The following is a 23,902-nucleotide window of genomic DNA, read 5'->3' on the forward strand; positions in this document are numbered from 1 at the left end:
CTGCTGTGCCAATCCTTCCGCGCGGTTAAGCTGCCGCAAAGCGAGGGAGGAACCGCCATGGACTACCAGACGATCACCTGCACCGAAGCGGGCGGCATCGGCATTGTCACGCTGAACCGGCCGGAGGTGATGAACGCGCTGAACAGCGCCATGCGGGTGGAGATCCGCACCGCCTTTGAGGCTCTGGCGCAAAGCGCCCGCGTGATCGTGCTGACAGGCGCCGGGCGGGCCTTTTGCTCGGGTCAGGATCTGGCCAGCGTCGGCGATCTGGCGGGGCTGGATTTCGAGGGCGTGCTGCGGGACGAATATGAACCGATGCTGGCGGCAATCACCGGCTGCCCGGTGCCGACCCTCGCTGCGGTGAACGGGGCGGCGGCGGGGGCAGGGGCGAACCTTGCGCTTGGCTGCGATGTGGTGATCGCGTCGGAGAGCGCGGTGTTCCTGCAGGCCTTCACCCGGATCGGGCTGATGCCGGATGCGGGCGGCACCCATTGGCTGCCGCGGCAGGTGGGCTTTGCGCGGGCGATGGGGGCGATGCTGTTCGCCGAGGGCGTTCCTGCCCGCAAGGCCGCCGACTGGGGAATGATCTGGGAGGCGGCGCCGGAGGCCGAGTTCGAGGCGGTCTGGCGCGCGCGCGCGGCACAACTAGCCTCGGGGCCGGGGGTCGCCTACCGCGGCATCAAGCAGGCGCTGCGCGCCGCATCGGACCTGACGCTGGACGAGCAACTGGCGCTGGAGGCGCGGTTGCAGGGCGAGTGCGGGCGCACGGGGGATTTCCTGGAGGGCGTGGCGGCCTTCCTGAAAAAGCGCAGCCCCCAGTTCAAGGGGCGCTGACGGCCACCGTCACTGGGCAGGGCCTGCCCGAGGGGGCGGACAGTCGCTGCCCGGCGGCGCTGAAGCGCCTTGTCCCGGGCAATGAGGAGTTTCAAGGTTCGTGGCGATCGAGATTACACACAGCAAAACGGCCGCCCCTCGGGCGGCCGCTTCCATTTACAGCCTTGGCCTGTGCCTCAGCGCGTTTCCAGCTCGGGGTAGTCCCGCCGCGGCGCGCCGACATAGAGCTGCCGCGGGCGGCCGATCTTCATCTGCGGGTCGCCGATCATCTCTTTCCACTGGCTGATCCAGCCCACGGTCCGCGACAGCGCGAAGATCGGGGTGAACATCGAGGTCGGGAAGCCCATCGCCTCGAGGATGATGCCCGAGTAGAAATCGACGTTCGGGTAGAGCTTCTTCGAGATGAAATACTCGTCTTCCAGCGCGATCCGCTCCAGCTCCTTGGCAACCTGCAGCAGCGGGTTGTCATGCACGCCCAGAAGCTCCAGCACCTCGTCGGCGCTTTCCTTCATCACCGTCGCGCGCGGGTCGAAGTTCTTGTAGACCCGGTGGCCAAAGCCCATCAGGCGGAAGCCCGAGTCCTTGTCCTTCGCCTTGGCGACGAATTCCGGGATGCGGTCGACGGTGCCGATTTCCTTGAGCATTTCCAGGCAAGCCTGGTTCGCACCGCCATGCGCCGGGCCCCAGAGGCAGGCGATGCCGGCGGCGATGCAGGCGAACGGGTTGGCACCCGAGGAGCCCGCCAGACGCACGGTCGAGGTCGAGGCGTTCTGCTCATGATCGGCATGCAGCATCATGATCCGGTCCATCGCCTTGGACAGGACCGGGTTCACCACATACTCCTCGGCCGGAACCGAGAAGCACATGTGCAGGAAGTTGCCCGCGTAATCGAGGCTGTTCTTGGGGTACACGAAGGGCTGGCCGATCGAGTACTTGTAGGCCATCGCGGCGATGGTCGGCAGCTTGGCGATCAGGCGGATCGAGGCGACCTCGCGCTGCCACGGATCGCCGATATCGGTGCTGTCATGGTAGAAGGCGGACATCGCGCCGACCACGCCGACCATCGTCGCCATCGGATGCGCATCGCGGCGGAAACCGCGGAAGAAGTTGTGCATCTGTTCATGCACCATGGTGTGGCGCGTGACGCGGGTCTCGAAATCGACCATCTGCTTGGCATCCGGCAACTCGCCATAGAGCAGCAGGTAGCAGACCTCGAGGAAATGCGATTGCTCGGCCAGCTGCTCGATCGGGTAGCCGCGATACAAGAGCTCGCCCTTGTCGCCGTCGATATAGGTGATGGTGGATTCGCAGGACGCGGTCGAGGTGAAGCCGGGGTCATAGGTGAACACATCCGCCTGGCCATAGAGCTTGCGGATATCCAGCACGTCGGGGCCAACGGTCGGCGACATCACCGGCAGGTCATAGGTCTGACCGTCGATGTTCAGCGTCGCCGTTCTCTTGGTTTCTGCCATCTCAATCCCTCTCCTCATGGGCGGACCGGGCCCAAGCCGGGGCCTGCCGCAAAAACTCCGAGGCCAGGGCGCGGGCCTCAGCGCGTCGCGTCGGACAGGCGCGCCACGGTTTCGTCCTGACCGATGACCAGCATCATGTCGAAGACGCTCGGGGTGACTGTCCGTCCCGCCAGAGCCGCACGCAGCGGGCCTGCGATCTTGCCCAGTCCGATGCCGTGAGCGGCGGCGACCTCGGCCACTTTGGCCTCCAACGCCTCGCGCGTCCAGCTAGCATTTTGCAGCTGCGGCGTCAATTCTGTCAGTATACCGCGGGATACGGTATCGAGCGCCTTCGCAGCTGCGGCATCGAGTTCGAAGGGCCGTGATCCCAGCACGAAATGGGCCTTTTCCAGCAATTCCGGAAAGGTCTTGGCGCGCTCCTTCAGGCAATACATGGCGCGCACAAGCCCTGTGCGCTGCGCCGCATCGAGCCCGGGCAGGCCAGCAGCCTCCAGATAGGCCTCGATCTCTGCCTGCAGTGCAGCATCGTCGGCGACGGCAATGTGCTGGCCGCAAAGGTTCTCCAGCTTCTTGAAATCCAGCCGCGCCGGCGCCCGGCCGATCCCCGACAGGTCGAACCAGGCGCGGGCTTCGGCATCGCTGAAAAATTCGGAATCGCCATGGCTCCAGCCAAGCCGCGCCAGGTAGTTGCGCATCCCCGCCGCGGGGTAGCCCATCGCCTGATATTCCTCGAGGCCCACCGCGCCGTGGCGCTTGGACAGCTTCTTGCCATCGGGCCCGTGGATCAGCGGGATATGCGCGAAGACCGGCACGTCCCAGCCCATGCCGTGATAGATCTGCACCTGCCGCGCGGCATTGGTCAGATGATCATCGCCGCGGATCACATGGGTGACGCCCATGTCATGATCGTCCACCACCACCGCCAGCATGTAGGTGGGCGTGCCGTCGGACCGCAGCATCACCATGTCATCAAGCTGGTCATTGCCGAAGGTGACATCACCCTGAACGGTATCGGCGATCACCGTGCTGCCGGTGCGCGGCGCCTTCAGGCGGATGACGAAGGGCGCACCCGGGTGGCTCGCCGGGTCGGTGTCGCGCCACGGGCTCTGGAACAGGGTGGAGCGTTTCTCGGCCTCGGCCTCTGCCCGGAAGGCGGCGATCTCGTCCTGGGTCGAGAAGCATTTGTAGGCCGCGCCGCGGGCCAGCATCTCGCGCGCCACCTCGGCATGGCGGTCCTTGCGCGCGAACTGGCTGACCGCCTCGCCGTCCCAGTCGAGGCCCAGCCAGGTCAGGCCCTTGAGGATCGCCGCGGTGGCTTCGGGGGTCGATCGCTCGCGGTCGGTATCCTCGATCCGCAGCAGGAACCTGCCGCCGCGGCCCCGGGCGTAGAGCCAGTTGAAGAGGGCCGTGCGCGCGCCGCCGATATGCAGATAGCCGGTGGGCGAGGGCGCGAAACGGGTGACGACGGGAGGGGTGGACGGCGAGGTGGGGGACATTGGTGTTAACCTTTCGGAAACCATGCGGCGGCTAGCCTTTGAGGGGTGTCTAGGCAAGGAAGGGCGAGGAAACAAGGGTGGGCCGCATCGCAGCACCGGCAACGGACCTGCCCGAGGCGCCCTATGGCGAGGCGCCTGCGGGCCCCGGCGCCCGGCTGGCCGCGCTGGCCGCCCGGCCGTTTCTGGCGCTGTCGGCGGCGCGGCGCGGGCTGTTCGTCTGGGTGCCTGTCTGCCTGTCCTCCGGCATCGGCCCCTGGTTCGCGCTGGCAGAAGAGCCTGGCCCGCCGGTCTATGCCGCCTTGCTGCTGGCGCTGCTGGCGGCGCTTTTCGGCTGGCTGCGGGGGCCCGAGATCGCGCAGATCCCCGCTGCTGCGCTGGCGCTGATGCTGGGGGGCTTCCTGCTGGCCGGCGCCCGGGGGCATGGCGTGGCGGAACCGGTGCTGCCCTTCCGCTATTACGGGCCCGTCGAGGGCCGGATCGTCGGCATCGACCGTTCGTATTCCGATCATCTGCGGGTGACGCTGGACCGGGTGGTGCTGCGCGATGTGCCGCCCCACCGCACCCCGGCCAAGGTGCGCGTCGCCCTGCATGGCGAGCAGGGCTACACCCCGCCCGAACCGGGGCTGACCGTGATCCTGACCGGGCATCTGGCGCCGCCCGAGGGGCCGGCACTGCCGGGCGGCTTCGACTTCCAGCGCTTCGCCTGGTTCTCGGGGCTCGGCGCGGTCGGCTATACCCGCGTGCCGATGCTGGTGCTGGAACCGCCGGCCGAGGATGACTGGGCGGTTGCCGCACATCGGGCGCGAATGCGCGCCTCGGCCGCGATCCAGGCGCGGATCGAGGGGCAGGCGGGGGCCTTCGCCGCGGCGCTGATGACCGGCGACCGCTCCGGGATCACCTCGGCCACCAACGACTCGATGCGCGCCTCCAACCTCTTCCACATCATCTCGATTTCCGGCCTGCATATGGGGATGCTGGCGGGCTTCGTCTTTGCCACCATGCGCTATGGCCTCGCGCTGGTGCCGGCAATCGCGTTGCGGCTGCCGGTGAAGAAGCTGGCAGCCTGGGTCGCGCTGTTTGCCGCCACCGCCTACATGTGGCTGGCGGGACCCAACGTGGCGACGGAGCGCGCCTATGTGATGGCGGCAGTGATGCTGATCGCGGTGCTGGTCGACCGGCGGGCGATCTCGCTGCGCACCCTCGCGGTGTCGGCGGTGATCTTGCTGCTGCGCGAGCCCGAGAGCCTGACCGAGCCCGGGTTCCAGATGTCCTTCGGCGCCACTGCTGCGCTGATCCTGGCTTGGGGGCCGTGGCAGGCGGTGCAGGGCCATGTGCCGGCGCTGCTGCGCCCGGTCGCGGCGCTGGTCGTCTCCTCGCTGGCGGCGGGGATGACGACGGCGCCGATCGCCGCGGCGCATTTCAACCGGATGGCCGAATATGGCCTGCTGGCGAACATGCTCGCCGTGCCGGTGATGGGCACGCTGGTGATGCCCGCGGGGGTGATCGCCGCGGTGCTGGCCCCGCTCGGGCTTGCCGGCCTGCCGCTCTGGGTGATGGAGATCGGCTGCCTGTGGATCCTGTGGGTTTCGGATTGGGTGGCGGGGCTGGATGGTGCGGTGGTCGCGGTGCCAAGCCCGCAGGGCGGGGTGCTTGCTCTGATGGCTGCGGGGTCGCTGCTGGCCGTTCTGGCGCGCGGCCCGCCCCGCTGGGGCGGCGTCGCGGTTCTGGCGCTGTCGGCGCTGCTCTGGGCCGGGTCTTCGCGCCCGCCGCTGCTGGTCTCCAGCGACGGTGCGCTGCTGGGGCTGATGGGGCCGGAAGGGCGGGCGCTGTCGCATCCGAGGGGCGCGGGCTATGTCGCCGACAGCTGGCTGGAGGATGACGGCGACATGGCCCTGCAGGATCAGGCGGCGGCGCGCCCCGGCTTCACCGGCCCCAAGGGTGCGCGCGAGGCGGTGTTGGCCGGGGTGCCGATCCGGCAGCTGACCGGCAAGGCCGCGCCCGAGGCGCTGCCAGGCGCCTGCACCGGCGGCGCGCTGGTGATCCTGGCCGGGGATGCACCCGAGGGGTGGGGGGCGGGGCGGGTTGGTTCGGGGGAGGCGCGTAATGCGCAGCCCGTTTCGCAAGATGCGCCTTCACCTGCCCTACGTTCCCAAGCCCCCGATTGCGACCTCTGGGATCGCCGCCGCCTGCGTCGCACGGGGTCGCTCGCCATCTGGCCGGACCCGGCGGGCGGGCTGCGCATCGTCACCGCCCGCGAGGTGTCGGGGAACCGGCTGTGGAACAGCCGCTAGGCTCAGCGGCGTGCGATGATCCAGACCGCGTGGATGATACCGGGGAGGTAGCCGAGCAGCGTCAGCAGGATGTTGAGCCAGAAGGCGCCCCGGAAGCCAACCTGAAGGAACACGCCAAGCGGCGGCAGCAAGATTGCGATCAAGATACGCAGAAGGTCCATTTACAAGTCACTCCGGGCTCTGGGTCTGGGCCGAGGCAACGCGGCGGGGGGCGGGGTGGTTCCGCAGGACCACGGGCCCTTGCACCCCGACCTGCGCGCTGCCAGCATCGCGCCGCGGCCGACCCCCGGCCCCACCAGCGCAGAGGCCCCGATGACCCAGACCGATCCGTTCTTCCGCCCCGTTTCCGGCATGGACCTGCCGCGCTTTGCGGGGGTCGCCACCTTCATGCGCCTGCCGCATGTCGGCCCGGACCATCCGCGGCTGGGAGAGGTCGAGATCGGCATCGTCGGGCTGCCCTTCGACGGGGCGGTGTCGAACCGGCCGGGCGCGCGGCATGGGCCGCGGGCGCTGCGCGATGCCTCGACCATGCTGCGGGCCCAGAATGGCGCCACCGGGGTGCGGCCTTTCGACGCCGTCGCCTGCGCCGATCTGGGCGATGTGGGCCCGAACCCTGTGGATGTCATGGACACGCTCGGGCGGTTCGAGGCCTTCTATGCCGGGATTGCGGCGCGGGGCATCCGGCCGCTGACGGCGGGGGGCGATCACCTCTGCACGCTGCCGGTGCTGCGCGGGCTGGTGAAGGGGAAGCCGCCCTTGGGGCTGATCCATTTCGACAGCCATACCGACCTTTACCCGGTCTATTTCGGCGGCAAGGTGCTGACCCATGGCAACCCGTTCCGCGTGGCGGTGGAGGAGGGGCTGCTGGACCCTGCGCGGATGATCCAGATCGGCATCCGCGGCACCACCTATGACAATGCGGATATCGAGTTTGCCAAGGCCCACGGCATCCGCATCGTGCGCGCCGAGGAGCTGTTCGCGCGCGGGATTTCCGACGTGATGGCCGAGGCGCGGGAGATCGCGGGGGAGGGGGAGACCTACCTCTCCTACGATATCGACTTCGTCGACCCCTCGGTCGCGCCCGGCACCGGCACGCCGGAATGGGGCGGGCCGATCGCGCGCGAGGCGATCGAGGTGCTGCGGGAGTTGCGCGGGGTGAACATCGTCGCCGCCGATCTGGTCGAGGTCTCGCCGCCCTTCGATGCCGCGGGGAACACCGCCTGGCTGGGGGCGAGCCTGATGTTCGAGCTGCTGTGCCTGATGGTGGAGGCGAAGGCCGCGGCCTGATCGGGCGGGAAAAGGTGAGGCACTGCCTCGCCCCCGCCCGCTGCGCGACGGTTCAACCGGAGCCACCGGCAGCACGAGACCGGATGAGGACAGCGCCCGACCTGGTGGGCGAGAAGCGCCCGCCAGGGGCGGGGCGGGCGCTGGCCGGGCCCTTTGGGGGCCCGTCCCGGTGCAATTGGATATGGAGCTGCGTGGCGAAGGCGATGGCCTTCGCCACGGATGGTGACGCGAGCTGTGTGCAGGGCCGGCATCCGTCCCACTGAGCGGGCGCTCAGAGGCTCACCGCTCCCCCCACTCAACCCGCCCCCTTGAAGCCCCCCCCACCGCGACCTACTGTCCGCCCCGAAACCGGAGGCGCGCATGGCTGGGCAACGCAAGCTGTTTGAGGATGTGGCGGCGGGGGCGAAACCCGCCGCGCCGCAGGGCGGGATGATCGACGGGCCCTCGGGCACAACCGGCGCCGGCACCCGCCGCGCGGTGCAGGTCTGGCTGGCGCTGCTGTTCGCGCTGGTGGTGGCGATGATCGCGGTCGGCGGGCTGACCCGGCTGACCGACTCGGGCCTGTCGATCACCGAATGGAAGCCGGTCACTGGGGCGATCCCGCCGCTGTCCGAGGCGGACTGGGCGGTGGAATACGACAAGTACCGCCAAAGCCCGCAATTCGCGCTGATGAACCACCAGATGACGCTGGCCGAGTTCAAGCCGATCTTCTGGTGGGAATGGGGCCACCGACAGCTGGGGCGCACCGTCGGCCTTGTCTGGGCGATGGGCTTCCTCGGCCTGCTGGCAGCGCGCAAGATGCCTGCGGGCTGGACGATGCGGCTGCTGGCGCTTGGCGGGCTTGGCGGGCTGCAGGGCGCGATCGGCTGGTGGATGGTTTCCTCGGGGCTGGAGGAGGGGCAGGTCACCGTCGCCTCCTACCGGCTGGCGACACATCTGGGCATCGCCTTCGTAATCCTCGGGTTGATCGCCTGGTATTCCCTGACGCTGGCGCGCAGCCCGGCCGCCCTGCTGCAGGCGCGGCGGGTGCGCGAGGCCAAGCTGTTCTCCATGTCCACCGGCCTGATGCATTTCGCCTTCCTGCAGATCCTGCTGGGCGCGCTGGTCGCCGGGATCGATGCCGGGCGCAGCTTTCCGACCTGGCCCTTGATGAATGGCAGCTTCTTCCCCGCCGATGCCTTCTACGTGCCGGACGGGCAGGGCGGCGGCGCCCCGGTCTGGCGGGCGTTCTTCGAGAATCCAGGCCTCGTGCAGTTCATTCACCGCATGGCCGGCTACCTGCTGGCGGCTTTTGCCGTGGTCGTCTTCCTGCGCGGGCGAAAGTCGGTCCATGCCGCGACCCGCTCTGCCGCGACCATGATGCTGCTTATGATGGCAGTTCAGGTCGCGCTTGGCATTGTCACCGTGCTGCATGCCGCGCCGCTGGCCCTGGGCCTTGCGCATCAGCTGGGCGCCGTGGTGCTGTTCGTGCTGATCCTGCGCCTGCGCCATGCCGCGCAATACCCCACCGTTCAATCGCTGCGAGGCTGATATGACCGCATTCCCCGAGCTGATCGCCTTCCAACGAGATACCGAAGCCCTGTCGCAGGTGATGGGGCGGCTCGGGTGGGATCAGGAGACGGTGATGCCGCGCGGCGCGGCTGGCCAGCGCGCCGATGAGATGGGGGCGCTGGAAAGCGTTCTGCACGCCCGCCGCACCGATCCGCGCATCGGCGAGTGGTTGGCGAAATCCGAGGCTGCCGATGCCGAGGGCGCGCGCATGCTGGCGCTGATCGCCCGCAGCTTTTCGCGCAGTCAGTGCGTGCCGGCGCGGCTGGCGGCCGAACTCGCGCGCACCACCAGCCTGGCGCAGGGCACCTGGGCCGAGGCGCGGGCGCGGGGGGATGTGCAGCACTTCTTGCCGACCCTGCGGCAGGTGGTGATGCTGAAGCGCGAGCAGGGGCAGGCGCTGTGCGAGGGCACCGATGCCGCCACCGCCTATGACGCGCTGCTGGAAGATTACGAGCCCGAGACCCGGGCCGAGGACATCGCGGCCATCTTCGACCGGATGCGCCCGCGTCTGGTCGCCCTGCGCAATGCCGTGCTGGGGTCGGGCAAGATCCCGGACCCGCTGCGCGGCGAGTTCGCGCAGGACAGCCAGCTGCGGCTGGCGCGGAAGATGGCCGAGGCCTTCGGCTATGACTTCACCCGCGGCCGGCTGGATCTGGCAGTGCATCCGTTCAGCTCCGGCTCTGGCGCCGATGTGCGGATCACCACGCGGGTGGTGGAGACCGATCCCTTCAACTGCCTCTATTCCACCATCCATGAGGTCGGCCATGCCTGCTATGAACAGGGCATCGCGCCGCAGTATGCGCTGACGCCGCTGGGGCAGGGCGTGTCGATGGGGGTGCATGAAAGCCAGAGCCGGATCTATGAGAACCAGCTTGGCCGCTCTGCCCCCTTCACGGCCTGGATCTTCGCGCAGATGCAGCAGGAATTCGGCGACTTCGGCGTGGACAGCCCCGAGGCCTTCCACGGCATCGTCAACCGCGTGCAGCCCGGCTTCATCCGCACCGAGGCGGATGAGGTGCATTACAACCTGCATGTGATGATGCGCTTCGATATAGAGCGGCAGCTGATCGACGGATCATTGGACGTGGGCGATCTGGAGGAGGCGTGGAATGCCCGTTTCCTGCAGGATTTCGGCGTGGCGGTGGACAAGCCCGCGCATGGGCTGCTGCAGGATGTGCATTGGTCGGTGGGCCTGTTCGGCTATTTCCCCACCTACACCCTTGGCAATGTCTATGCCGGCTGCCTGATGCAGGCGCTGCGCAAGGCCGTGCCGGACCTCGACGCGCAACTGGCGCGCGGCGATCTGGCCCCGGCGACCGGCTGGCTGCGGGAGAATGTGCAGCAGCATGGCGGGCTGATGGCGCCGCGCGAGGTGATCACCCGCGCCTGCGGCGCCGCGCCGACCGAGGGGCCGCTGCTCGACTATCTCGACGCGAAGTTCGGCGCGATCTACGGGCTGTGATCAAGGCTTTGCGCGGGCGTCACTCCAGCCCGCGCAGTTGCAGCGGGGCCAGCGGGGTGACCGGGCGGAACATCTGCCGCGCGGCCGGGGCGCGGGCAGAGCGGTCGGCGCCGAGTGTCAGGCTGACCGACAGGCGGGCGACCGTTTCCGCCTTGAGGCTGTCCTCGCCCCAAAGCCCCGTGCGCCCGATCGAGGCGTCGATCACCACCGGCGCCGCGGCCAGATGCCAGCGTGCGCCGATCCGGCCCTCGTATCCGGTGGCGGAGAAGCCCGGCTCGTCATATTCGGCGACCATCCCGGCGACATAGACGCCCACCCGGTCCGACAGCGCATGGTCCAGCGCGCCTTGGGCAAAGATGAAATCGAAGCTGCCGGGGTTGCGCACGCCGATGCCGGCCTTGGCCTCGGCGCGGGTCGAAGGTCCGACGTCGACCATCGCCTCGGCCCCCATCGCCAGCGTCGTTGCCGCCACGCCGTCAAGGTCAGAGATATGGCCGAACAGCCCGTATTTCCACCCGCGCCCCGGCGCCATATAGAGGTGCCCGTCGATGGAGCCAAGCGCGCCGGTGGCCTGATCGGTCAGCCCCAGATCGAATTGCAGCCCGTGATGGCCGGTGATGGCGAAGTCGATGGAGAGGCTGGCATTGGCATATGTCTCGCCATCCACTGACACCGCGCCGACCCGCGCCTCGGCTTGGGTGAAGCCGAGGCTGGATTGCGAAAGCGCCGGGCTGGCGAGGCAAAGCGGGGCGGCGAGGCAGGCGCAGAGGGCTGCGGTTTTCATGGGTCATCTCCTTGGCGGGCGGGGGCGGAAGAGTGCGTCTCTCGTCGTCCCGGCTGTTGCCAAGCGTTGTCCCATAAAGGTTTCGTTAAGGAAATTACTTAAGTGTCAATTGGTTAAACGGTAAACGCCGCCCCTCTCGGGACGACGTTTCCAAAATCTCGCAAGGCGAGTGGCTTACTCTTCCTCGCCCTGATCGGCCACGCGGGCGACCGAAACCACCTCTTCCCCCGGCGCCGTGTCGAACACCCGGACCCCGCCGGCGGACCGCGAGCGGAAGCTGATCTGTTCCACCGGCACCCGGATCGACTGGCCGGTCGAGGTGGCCAGCATCACCTGATCGGTGATCTCGACCGGGAACGAGGCGACCAGCTGCCCGCCCCGCATCGCGCCGTCCATCGCCTTCACGCCGATGCCGCCGCGCCCGCGCACCGGATAGCCGTGGCTGGAGGACAGCTTGCCGGCGCCGCGCACTGTGATGGTCAGGATCAGATCCTCGGCCGCCGACATTTCGGCATAGCGCTCGGGCGACAGCTGCCCCGCCTCGACCGCTTCCTCATCCTCGTCCGCCTCGGCCTCCTCGACCACGCCCGCCATCAGGCGGCGCTGCTTGAGATAGGCCTCACGCTCTGCCGGGTCCGCCTCGAAGTGGCGGATGACCGACATCGAGACCACGCGGTCGCCCTCGGACAGACGGATCCCCCGCACGCCGGTGGAATCGCGGCCCTTGAACACCCGCACCTCGGTGGTCGGGAAGCGGATCGCCCGGCCCATTGCCGTGACCAGCATCACATCGTCATTGGTGTCGCAGATCCGCGCGTTCACGAGGGACACGCCCTCGGGCAGCTTCATCGCGATCTTGCCGTTGCGCTTGACGTTGGCAAAGTCCGACAGCGCGTTGCGACGCACCTCACCCTCGGAGGTGGCGAAGAACACCTGAAGGTTGTCCCATTCCGCCTCGGGCTCATCGACCGGCATCAGCGCGGCGATGGAGACACCGGGCGCGATCGGCAGGATGTTGACGATGGCCTTGCCGCGGCCCACGCGGCCAGCCAGCGGCAGCCGCCAGCACTTCAGCGAATAGACCATGCCGTCGGTGGTGAAGAACAGGAGTTGCGTATGGGTGTTGGCCACGAAGAGGGTGGTCACCACATCGTCTTCCTTGGTCGCCATCGAGGACAGGCCCTTGCCACCCCGGCGCTGGCTGCGGAACTCTGCCAGCGGCGTGCGCTTGATATAGCCGCCCGAGGTGATGGTCACGACCATGTCCTCGCGCTCGATCAGGTCCTCATCGTCCATGTCGCCGGCCCAGTCGATGATCTCGGTCCGGCGCGGCACGGCGAACTGGGCGCGGATGTCGCGCAGCTCATCCGAGATGATCGCCATGATCCGCTCGCGCGAGGCGAGAATCTCAAGGTATTCGCGGATCTTGGCGGCCAGCTCCTGCAGCTCGTCGGTGACTTCCTTCACGCCAAGCGCGGTCAGGCGTTGCAGGCGCAGCTCCAGGATGGCGCGGGCTTGCGTTTCCGAAAGGTTGTAGGTGCCGTCCTCGTTCATCTTGTGGCTGGGATCGTCGATCAGCTGGATGTATTCGGCAATGTCATGCGCCGGCCAGCGCCGGGTCATCAGCTTTTGGCGCGCCTCGGCCGCATCGGCACTGGCGCGGATGGTGCGCACCACCTCATCGACATTCGACACCGCCACGGCGAGGCCGCAGAGGATATGGCTGCGCTCGCGCGCCTTGCGCAGCTCGAACGCAGTGCGGCGGGCGACGACTTCCTCGCGGAAGGTCACGAAATGGGTCAGGAAGTCACGCAGGGTCAGCTGTTCGGGCTTGCCGCCGTTCAGCGCCAGCATGTTGCAGCCGAACGAGGTTTGCATCGGCGTGAAGCGCCACAGCTGATTCAGCACCACATCCGGGGTTGCATCGCGCTTCAGCTCGATCACCACCCGCACGCCGACGCGGTCGGATTCATCGGCAATGTGCGAAATGCCCTCGATCCGCTTCTCGCGCACAAGGTCGGCGATCTTCTCGATCATCGTGGCCTTGTTCACCTGATACGGGATCTCGTCGAGGATGATGGCGTAGCGGTCCTTGCGCACCTCTTCCACGCGGGTTTTCGCGCGGATGATGACGCTGCCGCGGCCCTCGATATAGGCCTTGCGCGCGCCGGCCCGGCCCATGATCTGCGCGCCGGTGGGAAAGTCGGGGGCGGGGATATACTCCATCAGCCCTTCCGAGGTCAGGTCCGGGTTCTCGATCAGCGCCAGCGTCGCGTCGATCACCTCGCCCAGGTTGTGCGGCGGGATGTTGGTCGCCATGCCGACGGCGATGCCGCCCGCGCCATTGACCAGCATATTCGGGAACCGCGCCGGCAGCACCGTCGGCTCGCGGTCCTTGCCGTCATAGTTGTCCTGATAGTCGACGGTGTCTTTTTCGATATCGGCCAGCAACATGCTGGCGGCCTTGTCCATCCGCACTTCGGTATAGCGCATGGCCGCGGCGCTATCGCCGTCCATCGAGCCGAAATTGCCCTGACCGTCGAGCAGCTTCAGCGACATGGAAAACGGCTGCGCCATCCGCACCAGCGCGTCATAGATCGAGGCGTCGCCATGGGGATGGTATTTCCCCATCGTGTCGCCGACCGGGCGCGCCGACTTGCGGTAGGACTTGTCATGGGTGTTGCCGGTCTCGTGCATGGCGAACAGGATGCGCCGGTGCACCGGCTTCAGCCCGTCGCGCAGATCGGGGATCGCGCGGCTGACAATCACGCTCATCGCATAGTCCAGATAGGCCGTGCGCATCTCGCCGGCGATGGAGACCTGCGGGCCGTCATGCGCCATGCGGAACGGCTTGTCGTCCATGCTTTCGGGCGTGGTTTCAGGGGTCTCCGGGGTATCGCTCACGGTGCTGTCCGCCTATTTGGTCTTGTCCAGATCTTGTTGCGCGGGACTATAGCCCATCCCATCCGTTGGGTGCAATGCCGGGGGACCGCGCCGGCCAGCAGCCACCGGATGTGAGTGACAACATATTGTTTTCGTTGATTTTTAATCAGGTCGTGGCACTCTGGATCCAGAAGAAACGTCAGGAGGCATGACATGCACAGGCAATCCCCCTCAAAACCCGGCCTCGCCAGCCCCAAATCCGGGTCCGGCCCCGCCCCCGAAACAGAGCTGATGCTGCGCGGCTACGGGCTGACCACGGCCGAGCTGTATTACCGGATGCCCGACTACCGGCATGTGCTCAACAGCTACATCTGGCAGGACTACGACCTTGCGCCAGACTATCCGCAGCTGTTCCGCTTCATCGAGTTCTGGCAGGACAAGATCGAGGGCCCGCTGCATTCGGTGCGCTTCACCCACCGCAAGCTTATCGCGCCAGGGTCATGGCGCAATGTGGTGGGGGAGTTCACGATACATTAGGCGCGCCCGGATCACGCGCGTTTCGACGCCGCATAAAGCCAGACTCCGGCCAGTGCGAAACTGGCCAGCACGTTCCAGCTGGCCATCGACAGGCCCAGAAGCTCCCACGCCACCTCATCGCAGCGCACCAGCGGCGCGGCCATGATCTGGTTCAGCAGGTCGTCCGCCGACACGCCGGTGACCCCGGACGAGGTGCAACTCGACGGCCCCTCCCACCACGCCCGCTCCACCCCGGTGTGATAGATGCCGATGGCACCGGAAGTTGCCGCCGCCAGCGCGCCCAGTCCCAGCAGCGCCCGGCGCGGCACGAAGACCGCAAGGATGCCGATGGCGATGGCCACCACATGCGGCCAGCGCTGCCACAGGCACATGGGGCAGGGGGCATAGCCAAGCGCCTGGAACATCAGCGCCCCGGCCAGCAGCCCCGCCGATCCGGCAGCGGCCAGCGCGACCCAGAGGCTGCGGCCCCAGAGTTGCGGGGTGAAAAGGATGCGGCGGGCGCTCATGCGCGGCGCTCCGCTGTTCTGCCGATGACCTGTTGCATGGTGCCTCTGCCGCTTCGCCCCTGCGCTCCTTTGGCCACGGCGGCGGCGCGAGGTCAAGCATCCCTGCACCTTGGCGGGCCACGGAACCGCGAGCACCCGCCGCGCATTGCACCTGCGCGATTGGCAGCGCCGCGCCGGGACGGTAGCTTCGGCCCGCGGGATCACAAGGGGGGCGGACCAGGATGCGGTGGCAAGGACGGCGCGGCAGCAGCAATATCGAGGACCGCCGGCGGTCCGGCAGCCGCATGGGCGGCGGCGGCATCCAGATCGGCGGGCTCGGCCTTGTGGCCGTGGTGCTGATCGGCTGGGTCCTGGGGGTGGACGTGACGCCCTTGCTCAACGGCACCACCGGCGGCAGCGGGGACGGTGAGTGGACGCAAGAGGGCGCCGAGCTGACCGAGCACGACATTCAGGTCGGCGAGTTCGTCTCTGTCACCCTCGCCGACACCGAGGAGGTCTGGGCGGGCATCTTCGCCGAAACCGGGATCGCCTACGACCCGGCGACGCTGGTGCTGTTCAAGGGCGTGACGCAATCCCCCTGCGGCGGCGCCTCGGGCGCGACCGGGCCTTTCTATTGCCCGGGCGACAACAAGGTCTATCTCGACACCGCCTTCTTCGACACGCTGGAGCAGCAGCTGGGGGCCAAGGGCGATTTCGCCGCCGCCTATGTGATCGCGCACGAGGTTGCCCACCATGTGCAGAACGAGCTGGGGATCCTCGGCGAGGCGCACCAGATGCGCGCGCAGGCCAGCGAAGCGCAATCCAACGCCATTTCCGTGCGGATCGAGTTGCAGGCCGACTGTTTCTCGGGCGTCTTCGCCAACCATGCCGGCGCCCGCTTCGGCAGCATCGAGCCCGGCGACATTGCCGAGGCGATGAACGCCGCGCGGCAGATCGGCGACGATACCTTGCAGCGCAGCGCCGGCCGGGTGCCGATGCCGCACACCTTCACGCATGGCACGTCAGAGCAGCGCGAGGACTGGTTCCGCCGCGGCTATGAGAGCGGGCAGATCGAGGCCTGCGACACCATCGGCGCGCGCAGCCTGTAGGCCCTCGCGCGCTGCGCGCGTTCGGCAAATGCGCGGTGCTTGCCAGACCTCGCGCGCTGCGCTAGGACGGCAGCCGGAAATCCCGGGCCTTCTCCAGGCTCAGGATCCCGGACAAGACGTGCCGCGACGGGCGGCCCACATGCGGGTGTGGTGGAATTGGTAGACGCGCCGGACTCAAAATCCGGTTCCGCAAGGAGTGTCGGTTCGATCCCGACCACCCGCACCACCTTCAGGCGACTGAATCCCAGCCAGAAGACGCCCCATGCCGGGCGCGTCGACGCCCCGCTGCGGCCTCGTCGCAACTGTTGAGGGTTTTTCTGCAATCCTCGCCAGAAGGCAGATTGTTGCCGGTTCCACCGAACCGCACTCCACTCTGGGCCTGCCGCGGTGCAGCGCGAGGCGCGCGTCCTCCGGTTAACGGAATGTGCCGCATTTGCCGAATCGAGGCTCGGTTTGGTCCAGGTCGAATCACTTGCAGGCGCCCGAACGGCAGTTTCGGTGAGTATCCGGCAACAATATTCCCAATTCGGTGATTTTGGTGTCACTTTCTAAACTCGGGTGATTAGCCATGTTTCTGCCTTTTTTGGGCGCCCCGGATGCCGCCGCGCAGCATCCTGGTGATGCTGATACGGAAACGATACTGCAACTGCAGCGCGAACCAGCACACGCCTGACGGGGTGTCCCGCGCAGGGAAATCCGCGGATTTGCCTGATTCATATAGTGATTTCGTGGATTGCCGGTTTTTCCGATCTGGAAACGACCAGGCGCCGGTCTTGCCCTGAAGCCCGCCTGTCCACCCAAAGGACCATGCGCGCCCCTGCGGCAAAGCGCCATGGTTACGCCACTTTTCACTTTGTTTCGGCCTGCCTCGGGCGTATCCAGAGGGTGTCCCGAAAGGGGCATCTACGGCCGTGGGGGCGGTCGGTAAGTGGTGAGGCGCCGAAAGGCGCAGGTCGTAACGTCATGTTGTCAGGTGGGTCTTCTGCGGATCTGCCCCCGTGCCGGAACTCTGTTCCTGGCGCACCGACAGCTTTGGCTTCACGCCTGTCGTTCCTCTTCATCACTTCCTGACGGGTCGGTCGCGGATGGTCTGCCGAAGTGCGGTGCCATCCCTTGCTGCGTCGGGCGTCTTGTCCGGCGTGGTCACCGAGAACGCGGACCCGTGACGGCGTCGCGCTTTTAGACAGACGCCAAACCGGAGTGATCCGCGCGGCAGGAATGAGGGAGTGACAAGCTGATGGCGACCAACCGATCCCCGGCACAGGCGGCCCCGAAACGGGCGGCTCGCGGGCATCAGGGCGCCGCAGGCTTGTCGAATGCGCCGGCTGCATCGGGACCCGTGTCCCGCGCCGCCAAGATCCGCAGGCAGGAAGGGTAAACGATGACATTTTCGCACTCGTACACGAACTACACGATCCAGGCTTGGGATATCTCGGATATCACCCCGTCGAGCAAGAAACTGTTCCCCGACGACACCTCGGGTGAGCACAAGCCGGCAGGCATGACCTTCACCATCGACGGCGACGCTGCGCCCAAGACCGTGGTGGTGAAGGACAATGACAAGTATTTCAACGATGGCGACACCAGCCAGGATCTGAAGAACTCGGTCAACCTCGATGGTCAGGATTATGACTCGTCGGATGGCCGGATCACCCCGGAATACAGCTACATCGTGCGTCCCGCCGGTTCGACCAATCCGGCCGACAACATCACGGTCTATGTGTTCGAGATGGACGGCAATGACGTCGCCGGCATCGTCAGCGACGCGCCGCTGGTTCCCGGCACGACCTACACGGTGCTGTCGCGCGACGACTCGCACCCCGAGGTCCCCTATGCGGATCTGGCGAAGTATGACGTGTCTCCGGATGGTATCGTCGAGGGCACCTCGGGCAATGACCTGATCAACGCCGGCTACACCGGCGATCCGGACGGCGACCGCATCGACAACAACGACGCGATCCTGCCGGGCGAGGGCCCGAACGACGACATCGTCAAGGCCGGCGCCGGCAACGATACCGTCTATGCCGGTCTCGGCGATGACGAGGTCTATGGCGAGTCGGGCGACGACAAGCTTTATGGCGAGGCCGGCAACGACTACCTCGACGGCGGCACCGGCAATGACAAGCTCTATGGCGGCGACGGCGATGATGTGCTGATCGGCGGCGATGGCTGCGACACGCTGGAAGGCGGCGCCGGCAATGACCTGCTGGATGGCGGCAACCATGACGACCATCTCTATGGCGGCGACGGCGATGACGTGCTGATCGGCGGCGGCGGCAAGAACTACCTCAGCGGCGGCAATGGCGATGACACCTTCATCGGCGGCGCGGGAGCGGACACGTTCAACGGCGGCACCGGCCAGGACAATATCGACTATTCGGCATCGAACGCCGGGGTCAACGTCAACCTTGCGACCGGGGCGATGTCGGGCGGCGATGCCGCAAACGACAAGATCGAAGGCGGCATCGACGGCGTGATCGGGTCGGAGTTCAACGACACGCTGATCGGCTTCGACCACGAAGGCACCCACCCCTCGGACACCTACACCAACGAGTTCTGGGGCAATGGCGGCGACGACACCATCCTGGGCGGCGGCGGCAACGACTTCATCGACGGCGGCGCCGATGACGACCACCTGGATGGCGGCGCTGGCGAGGACACCATCTACGGTGGCACCGGCAACGACACCATCATCGGCGGCGCCGGTGCCGACATGCTCTATGGCGGCGATGACCGCGATACCTTCACCTTCGGTGCGGGCGAGGGCATCGGCGACGTGATCGATGGCGGCGCCGGCGGCGACGACCATGACGTGCTCGACCTGCGCGGTTCCGTCACCGAGGGCGGTTCGCTCTCGATCCACTACACCGGCGATGACAGCAACGGCAACGGCAAGGACGGCTACGTCAACTACTTCGACGCCGATGGCAACTTCACCGGCAAGCTGCAGTTCACCGAGATCGAGGAAGTCGTTCCCTGCTTCACCCCCGGCACCGCTGTCGCCACTCCGCGCGGCGAGCGTCTGGTCGAAGAGCTGAAGGTGGGTGACAAGATCATCACCCGCGACAACGGCATTCAGGAAATCCGCTGGCTTGGCCACAAGACGCTGGATTACGGCCAGCTGTCGCGTGCCACCCACATGAAGCCGGTGCTGATCCGTCAGGGCAGCCTTGGCAATGGCCTGCCGGAACGCGACATGCTGGTCTCGCCGAACCACCGGATGCTGGTCGCCAATGACCGCACCGCGCTCTACTTCGACGAGCATGAGGTTCTGGTCTCGGCCAAGCACCTGGTGAACAACAAGGGCGTGCAGAACGTCGATGCCCTTGGCGTGACCTATATCCACTTCATGTTCGACCAGCACGAAGTGGTGCTGGCGAACGGCACCTGGACCGAAAGCTTCCAGCCGGGCAATTACACCCTGGCCGGGATCGGCAATGCACAGCGCGGCGAGATCTTCGATCTCTTCCCCGAACTGCGCACCCCCGAGGGCCTGGGCGACTACACTGCCGCCCGGCGCACGCTGAAACGGCATGAGGCTGCGCTGCTCGCCCGCTGAGGGGGCCAGCGCAGACTGGCGGGGCGCCCCTTGTGCAGGGGGGCGCCTGTGACCGGGGCAGGGGCGCAGCGCGCCCGGCTTCGGGGGCATCCGCCCACGGACGGAACGCAACAAGGGCCGGAGGGTGCGGGGGCACGCTTTCCGGCCCGAAGTGTTTGAATCTGTTGCCATTTGGGAAACGTATTGTCCCGCCAGCCTGCACCCCCGTGTCACAAATAACGCTAGGTCCCCGTCACGGAATTGACGTAATGTCAATCTGTAGGCGGTTCTGTGGCATTGCGGTCAGGTCCAAGTCTGGCCTTCCCGCGCATGTGTCGAGGAGGCAGGCATGACCCTAGAGCGCAGCCCGCCGGGCTGGTCCAAGGCTACGGCGGCCCCGTTGCTGCGTCGTCACGCCGAGCTGCCGCAGATCGACCTGACGATCGCGCCGCAGACGGCACCCGGGCATGTTCCGCAGTTCTTCGCCAGCCTCGACACGCAGGACCGGGTGCGCCTGGTGCTGGACGAGGGTGACAGCCCCGCTGGCCGCATCGAGGGCGTGGATGACGATGGCGCCGCGCTCTGGTCGCAAGACATGGCCGAGGTCGCCGCGGCGATTCCTTGCTTCACCACCGGCACCGGCATCATGACCGCCGCCGGCCCCGTCGCTGTCGAAGACCTGCGCCCCGGCGACCGGATCATCACCCGCGATGCCGGCGCGCAGCCGCTGCTCTGGTCGGGCCAGCGCGGTTTTTGCTGGCGCGCGCTTGGCCTTCTGCCGATGCTGCGCCCGGTGCGGGTCCGCGCCGGGGCGCTTGGGGCCGGGCTGCCGACGCGCGACCTGCTGCTCTCGCCCAACCACCTGCTGCTCGCCGAACGCCCGGCGAGCGCGGACCGCGGCGCCGAAGAGATGTTCCTGCCCGCCCGCGACCTGCTGGGCCAGCCCGGCATCGAGGTGGCTCCGCTGACAGAGGTGCGCTACCTGCATCTGCTGCTGGACCGCCACCACGCCATCCTCTCCGAAGGCTGCTGGAGCGAGAGCCTGCGCCCTGATCCCGCGGCGATGCTGGCGCTGACCGAGGCCAGCCGCAGCGCCCTTGCCGGGGCCAGCCTCGGCACCGAGCCTTGCCGCACTCCCGCCGGCAGCGCCGGCCCCCGCGCCGCCTGACCCGATCCCATTCTGCCTGCCGTCCCGAGAATGGCCCGTCCGGGCCACGATCCGGCCCAATTCCTCAACTATTCCGCGATAAAGCCGGGCCGAGAACCCGGTCGGACACGGAAGGCAGGCACTCTCGATGGCGAACTATACCGGCACCTCCGGCAACGATACCTGGACCGGCACCAGCGAGAGCGACACCGTCAACGCTGGCACGGGCAATGACACCATCAACACCGGCGGTGGCAATGACACGGTGATCGCGGGCCCCGAAACGGCGGCCAGCGCCACCATGCTCGACCTGAACTGGAGCGCGCTGGACGACGGCACCTCGCTCACCGGCGGCTACACCCAGGATACCGGCGGCATCGACGTCACCGTCAGCTACACCAATGACGGCCGCGGCACCGGCTTCGAGGTGGAAACCGGCGCCACGCAATATGTCGCCCCGGGCGAGAGCTTCTCCCCCACCTCCGCGGTGCGGATCGACGGCATCGGCAGGGGCAACACCGCCACCGTCGAGATGGAATTTTCCGCCACCGAAGGCAGCCCCTATGCGGACAGCGTCGAGGATGTCAGCTTCCGCATCGGTGATGTCGATGCCGACAGCTGGCGCGACGTCGTCACCATCCGCGCCTATGACGCCGATGGCAACGAGGTGCCCGTCACACTCACCACCACCGGCAATGACTCGATCTCGGGCAACACCATCACCGCCGGCAATGGCAATGATCTTGCCAGCAACGAGAACGGCTCGGTGCTGGTCACGGTGCCCGGCCCGGTGGCGCGGATCGAGATCGACTACAACAACAGCGGCAGCAGCGGCAGCAGCCAGGTGATCCTGGTCTCGGATGTGCAGTTCCGGGCGGTCCCGGCCCCCGATGACGACGTGGTCCATGGCGGCGAGGGCAATGACACGATCTTCGGCGGTTATGGCGATGACCAGCTCCATGGCGAGGCGGGCGACGATTACCTCGACGGCGGAACCGGCAATGACATGCTCGATGGCGGCGAGGGCAATGACACGCTGATCGGCGGCGACGGCGATGACATCCTGATCGGCGGCGCCGGCGATGACATCCTCGAAGGCGGCGCCGGGGCCGATGTGCTGAACGGCGGATCGGGCATGGACTATGCCGATTACAGCGCCTCGGATGCCGGCGTCACCATCGACCTCTCCGTACCCGGCGGCGCCGCCTCGGGCGGACATGCGGAGGGCGACACGCTGTCGGGCATAGACGGCATCTACGGCTCCGCCTTCGACGACATGCTGATCGGCTTCGACGGGCAGGGCAGCAGCCCCGAGGATACCTATACCAACATCTTCCACGGCGGCGCCGGCAACGACACGCTCGACGGCGCCGGGGGCGATGATTTCCTCTATGGCGACGAAGGCGATGACCTGCTGATCGGCGGCAGCGGCAATGACCTGCTGGACGGCGGCACCGGCGACGACACGCTGCTTGGCGGCAGCGGCAATGACATCCTGATCGGCGGCGCGGGCGCCGATGTGATGGACGGCGGTGACGATGCCGACATCTTCTACATCTCGGGCGCGGGTGACGGCGCCGGCGACGTCATCCGCGGCGGCTCGGGCGGCGATGATTGGGATACGCTGGACCTGACCGGCTCGAAGCCCGTCGGCGGATCGAAGACCATCACCTATACCGGAACCGACAGCGACGGGAACGGCAAGGACGGATATGTCGAGTATTTCGATGCGGCCGGCGCCCCGGCCGGCATCCTGCATTTCGAGAATATCGAGGTCATCGTGCCCTGCTTCACCCCGGGCACGATGATCGACACCGCCGCGGGCCCGAAGCCCGTCGAAAGCCTGCGCCCCGGCGATCTGGTCCTGACCCGCGACAATGGCTTCCAGCCCGTGCAATGGACGGGCGCCCGCCCGCTGACCGCCGCCGACCTGCGCGCCGATCCCTCGCTGCGCCCGGTGCATATCGCCGCCGGCGCGCTTGGACGCGGGCTGCCCGAACGGGCGCTGACCGTCTCGCCCCAGCACCGGATGCTGCTGACCGGCTCACGGGCCGAGCTGATGTTCGGCGATCTCGAGGTGCTGGCGGCGGCCGTGCATCTCGTCGGCCGCCCCGGCATCACCCGGGGCAAGGCGGCGCCGGTCATCTACATCCACATCATGTTCGCCCGGCACGAGATCATCCTTGCCGAGGGCGCCTGGACCGAAAGTTTCCAGCCCGGCGCGCGCACCCTCAAGGGTATGGGCGAGCCGCAGCGCGAGGAGCTGTTCAAGCTGTTCCCGGAGCTTGCCCGCGGCACGGCCGAGGGCGGCCCCGGCTATCTCTCGGCCCGGCCCAGCCTGAAGGCGCATGAGGTGCGGGCGCTGCTGGCGGCCTGAAGCCCCGAAGCTAAAGGCCGGTCCGCGCCCGCCATGCCGCCCAATCCTCGGGCGTGTCGAGATCGGTCAATGCGCGCTGGCCGGGCAGGGGCACAAGCACCGCCGCCTCGCCCCGCAGCACCTCCCGCGCGCCCTGATCCCCGCTCAACCGGGTCAGCCCCGCCAGCAACCGCGCCGGGATCACGACCGGGTGCCCCGGCGTGCCATCCTCGCCCGCCGCCCGGACCACCGCTTCGGGCGCGGCAAGATGCGCCGCAATCACCGCCGCCAGATCCTCGGCCCCGATCTCGGGCATATCCGCCAGCATTACCAGCAGCGCCGCCCCTTCCGCCGCCGCCGCCCCGGCGCGCAGCGACGCCGCCATCCCCTCCGCCGCCTCCGGCACGACCAGCGGCTCCACGGCCAGCCGCTCCAGCGCCGCCGCGCGCAAGGGCTGATCCGGCCCCAGCGTCACCAGCACCCGCACCCCCTGCGCCGCCGCCGCCACAGCCTGCCGCCGCAGCAAAGGCACGCTGCCCACCAGCTCCAGCAGCTTGTCAGCCCCCCGCATCCGCCGAGAGCTGCCTGCCGCACAGAGTAGGATCACCAGACCAGCCAAATCCCTGTTCCCATTCTTGCTGGTGCAAATATCCCGGGGGTCCGGGGGCAG

Annotated in this window: 17 protein-coding genes and 1 tRNA gene; 11 read left to right on the forward strand and 7 right to left on the reverse strand. The window is 67.7% G+C overall.

Translation table 11 applies throughout. From position 1 onward, the window contains the following. Window positions 1-57: 57 nt before the first annotated feature. The gene (locus GVY41_RS04295; protein ID WP_161343374.1) at window positions 58-834 is read left to right on the forward strand and encodes an enoyl-CoA hydratase-related protein; all 777 of its coding nucleotides are present in this window, start codon (window positions 58-60) and stop codon (window positions 832-834) included. Window positions 835-1,010: 176 nt separating this feature from the next. Here the strand turns inward: GVY41_RS04295 and GVY41_RS04300 are convergent, their stop codons facing one another. Together GVY41_RS04300 and gltX are read right to left on the reverse strand one after the other, a co-directional pair. Then, entirely contained in the window at window positions 1,011-2,306 is a 1,296-nt protein-coding gene (locus GVY41_RS04300) for a citrate synthase (RefSeq protein WP_161343372.1), read from the reverse strand. A gap of 77 nt (window positions 2,307-2,383) precedes the next feature. Continuing rightward, the gene (gene gltX, locus GVY41_RS04305; protein WP_161343360.1) at window positions 2,384-3,802 is read right to left on the reverse strand and encodes a glutamate--tRNA ligase; all 1,419 of its coding nucleotides are present in this window, start codon (window positions 3,800-3,802) and stop codon (window positions 2,384-2,386) included. A gap of 155 nt (window positions 3,803-3,957) precedes the next feature. On the opposite strand from gltX, the gene GVY41_RS04310 reads away from it, so the two are divergent. Then, complete coding sequence (locus GVY41_RS04310; protein WP_373283253.1) at window positions 3,958-6,093, forward strand: ComEC/Rec2 family competence protein; 2,136 nt, start codon at window positions 3,958-3,960, stop codon at window positions 6,091-6,093. Window positions 6,094-6,095: 2 nt separating this feature from the next. On the opposite strand, the gene GVY41_RS04315 is transcribed toward GVY41_RS04310, so the two are convergent. Further along, complete coding sequence (locus tag GVY41_RS04315; protein WP_161343358.1) at window positions 6,096-6,254, reverse strand: YqaE/Pmp3 family membrane protein; 159 nt, start codon at window positions 6,252-6,254, stop codon at window positions 6,096-6,098. Between the two features lie 151 nt (window positions 6,255-6,405). On the opposite strand from GVY41_RS04315, the gene GVY41_RS04320 reads away from it, so the two are divergent. The 3 genes from GVY41_RS04320 to GVY41_RS04330 all read left to right on the forward strand — a co-directional run bounded on the left by GVY41_RS04320 (window position 6,406) and on the right by GVY41_RS04330 (window position 10,393). Continuing rightward, window positions 6,406-7,380, forward strand: a complete 975-nt coding sequence (locus GVY41_RS04320) for an agmatinase (RefSeq protein ID WP_161343356.1) — start codon at window positions 6,406-6,408, stop codon at window positions 7,378-7,380. 360 nt (window positions 7,381-7,740) lie between these two features. After that, complete coding sequence (ctaA, locus tag GVY41_RS04325) at window positions 7,741-8,910, forward strand: heme A synthase (RefSeq protein WP_161343353.1); 1,170 nt, start codon at window positions 7,741-7,743, stop codon at window positions 8,908-8,910. A gap of 1 nt (window position 8,911) precedes the next feature. Next, the gene (locus GVY41_RS04330) at window positions 8,912-10,393 is read left to right on the forward strand and encodes a carboxypeptidase M32 (RefSeq protein ID WP_161343351.1); all 1,482 of its coding nucleotides are present in this window, start codon (window positions 8,912-8,914) and stop codon (window positions 10,391-10,393) included. Window positions 10,394-10,412: 19 nt separating this feature from the next. Here the strand turns inward: GVY41_RS04330 and GVY41_RS04335 are convergent, their stop codons facing one another. Together GVY41_RS04335 and gyrA are read right to left on the reverse strand one after the other, a co-directional pair. Further along, window positions 10,413-11,177 (reverse strand): hypothetical protein, encoded by a 765-nt coding sequence (locus GVY41_RS04335; protein WP_161343349.1) that lies wholly within the window; start codon window positions 11,175-11,177, stop codon window positions 10,413-10,415. A 174-nt stretch (window positions 11,178-11,351) separates the two neighbouring features. Then, a complete protein-coding gene (gyrA, locus tag GVY41_RS04340; RefSeq protein WP_373283249.1) occupies window positions 11,352-14,081 on the reverse strand; it encodes a DNA gyrase subunit A in 2,730 nt (909 codons plus the stop codon). 270 nt (window positions 14,082-14,351) lie between these two features. On the opposite strand from gyrA, the gene GVY41_RS04345 reads away from it, so the two are divergent. Continuing rightward, window positions 14,352-14,597 (forward strand): usg protein, encoded by a 246-nt coding sequence (locus tag GVY41_RS04345; protein WP_229725940.1) that lies wholly within the window; start codon window positions 14,352-14,354, stop codon window positions 14,595-14,597. Window positions 14,598-14,608: 11 nt separating this feature from the next. On the opposite strand, the gene GVY41_RS04350 is transcribed toward GVY41_RS04345, so the two are convergent. After that, window positions 14,609-15,103 carry a disulfide bond formation protein B gene (locus GVY41_RS04350; protein ID WP_161343345.1) on the reverse strand — a complete coding sequence of 165 codons (495 nt, stop codon included), beginning with the start codon at window positions 15,101-15,103 and terminating at the stop codon, window positions 14,609-14,611. A 221-nt stretch (window positions 15,104-15,324) separates the two neighbouring features. Here GVY41_RS04350 and ypfJ point away from each other — a divergent pair, with 221 nt between their 5' ends. The 5 genes from ypfJ to GVY41_RS04375 all read left to right on the forward strand — a co-directional run bounded on the left by ypfJ (window position 15,325) and on the right by GVY41_RS04375 (window position 23,253). Next, window positions 15,325-16,191, forward strand: a complete 867-nt coding sequence (ypfJ, locus tag GVY41_RS04355) for a KPN_02809 family neutral zinc metallopeptidase (RefSeq protein WP_161343343.1) — start codon at window positions 15,325-15,327, stop codon at window positions 16,189-16,191. A gap of 141 nt (window positions 16,192-16,332) precedes the next feature. Continuing rightward, window positions 16,333-16,417: transfer RNA gene (locus GVY41_RS04360), tRNA-Leu, on the forward strand. Between the two features lie 1,155 nt (window positions 16,418-17,572). After that, the gene (locus GVY41_RS20490; protein ID WP_161343341.1) at window positions 17,573-19,750 is read left to right on the forward strand and encodes a Hint domain-containing protein; all 2,178 of its coding nucleotides are present in this window, start codon (window positions 17,573-17,575) and stop codon (window positions 19,748-19,750) included. 328 nt (window positions 19,751-20,078) lie between these two features. Beyond that, entirely contained in the window at window positions 20,079-20,897 is an 819-nt protein-coding gene (locus GVY41_RS04370) for a Hint domain-containing protein (RefSeq protein WP_161343339.1), read from the forward strand. Between the two features lie 127 nt (window positions 20,898-21,024). Continuing rightward, window positions 21,025-23,253, forward strand: a complete 2,229-nt coding sequence (locus tag GVY41_RS04375) for a Hint domain-containing protein (RefSeq protein ID WP_161343337.1) — start codon at window positions 21,025-21,027, stop codon at window positions 23,251-23,253. Window positions 23,254-23,263: 10 nt separating this feature from the next. Here GVY41_RS04375 and GVY41_RS04380 read toward each other — a convergent pair whose 3' ends face one another. After that, window positions 23,264-23,851 (reverse strand): nucleotidyltransferase family protein, encoded by a 588-nt coding sequence (locus tag GVY41_RS04380; RefSeq protein ID WP_269150476.1) that lies wholly within the window; start codon window positions 23,849-23,851, stop codon window positions 23,264-23,266. Window positions 23,852-23,902: the final 51 nt, after the last annotated feature.

The organism is Frigidibacter albus (genome assembly GCF_009908165.1).
Classification (GTDB): domain Bacteria; phylum Pseudomonadota; class Alphaproteobacteria; order Rhodobacterales; family Rhodobacteraceae; genus Frigidibacter; species Frigidibacter albus.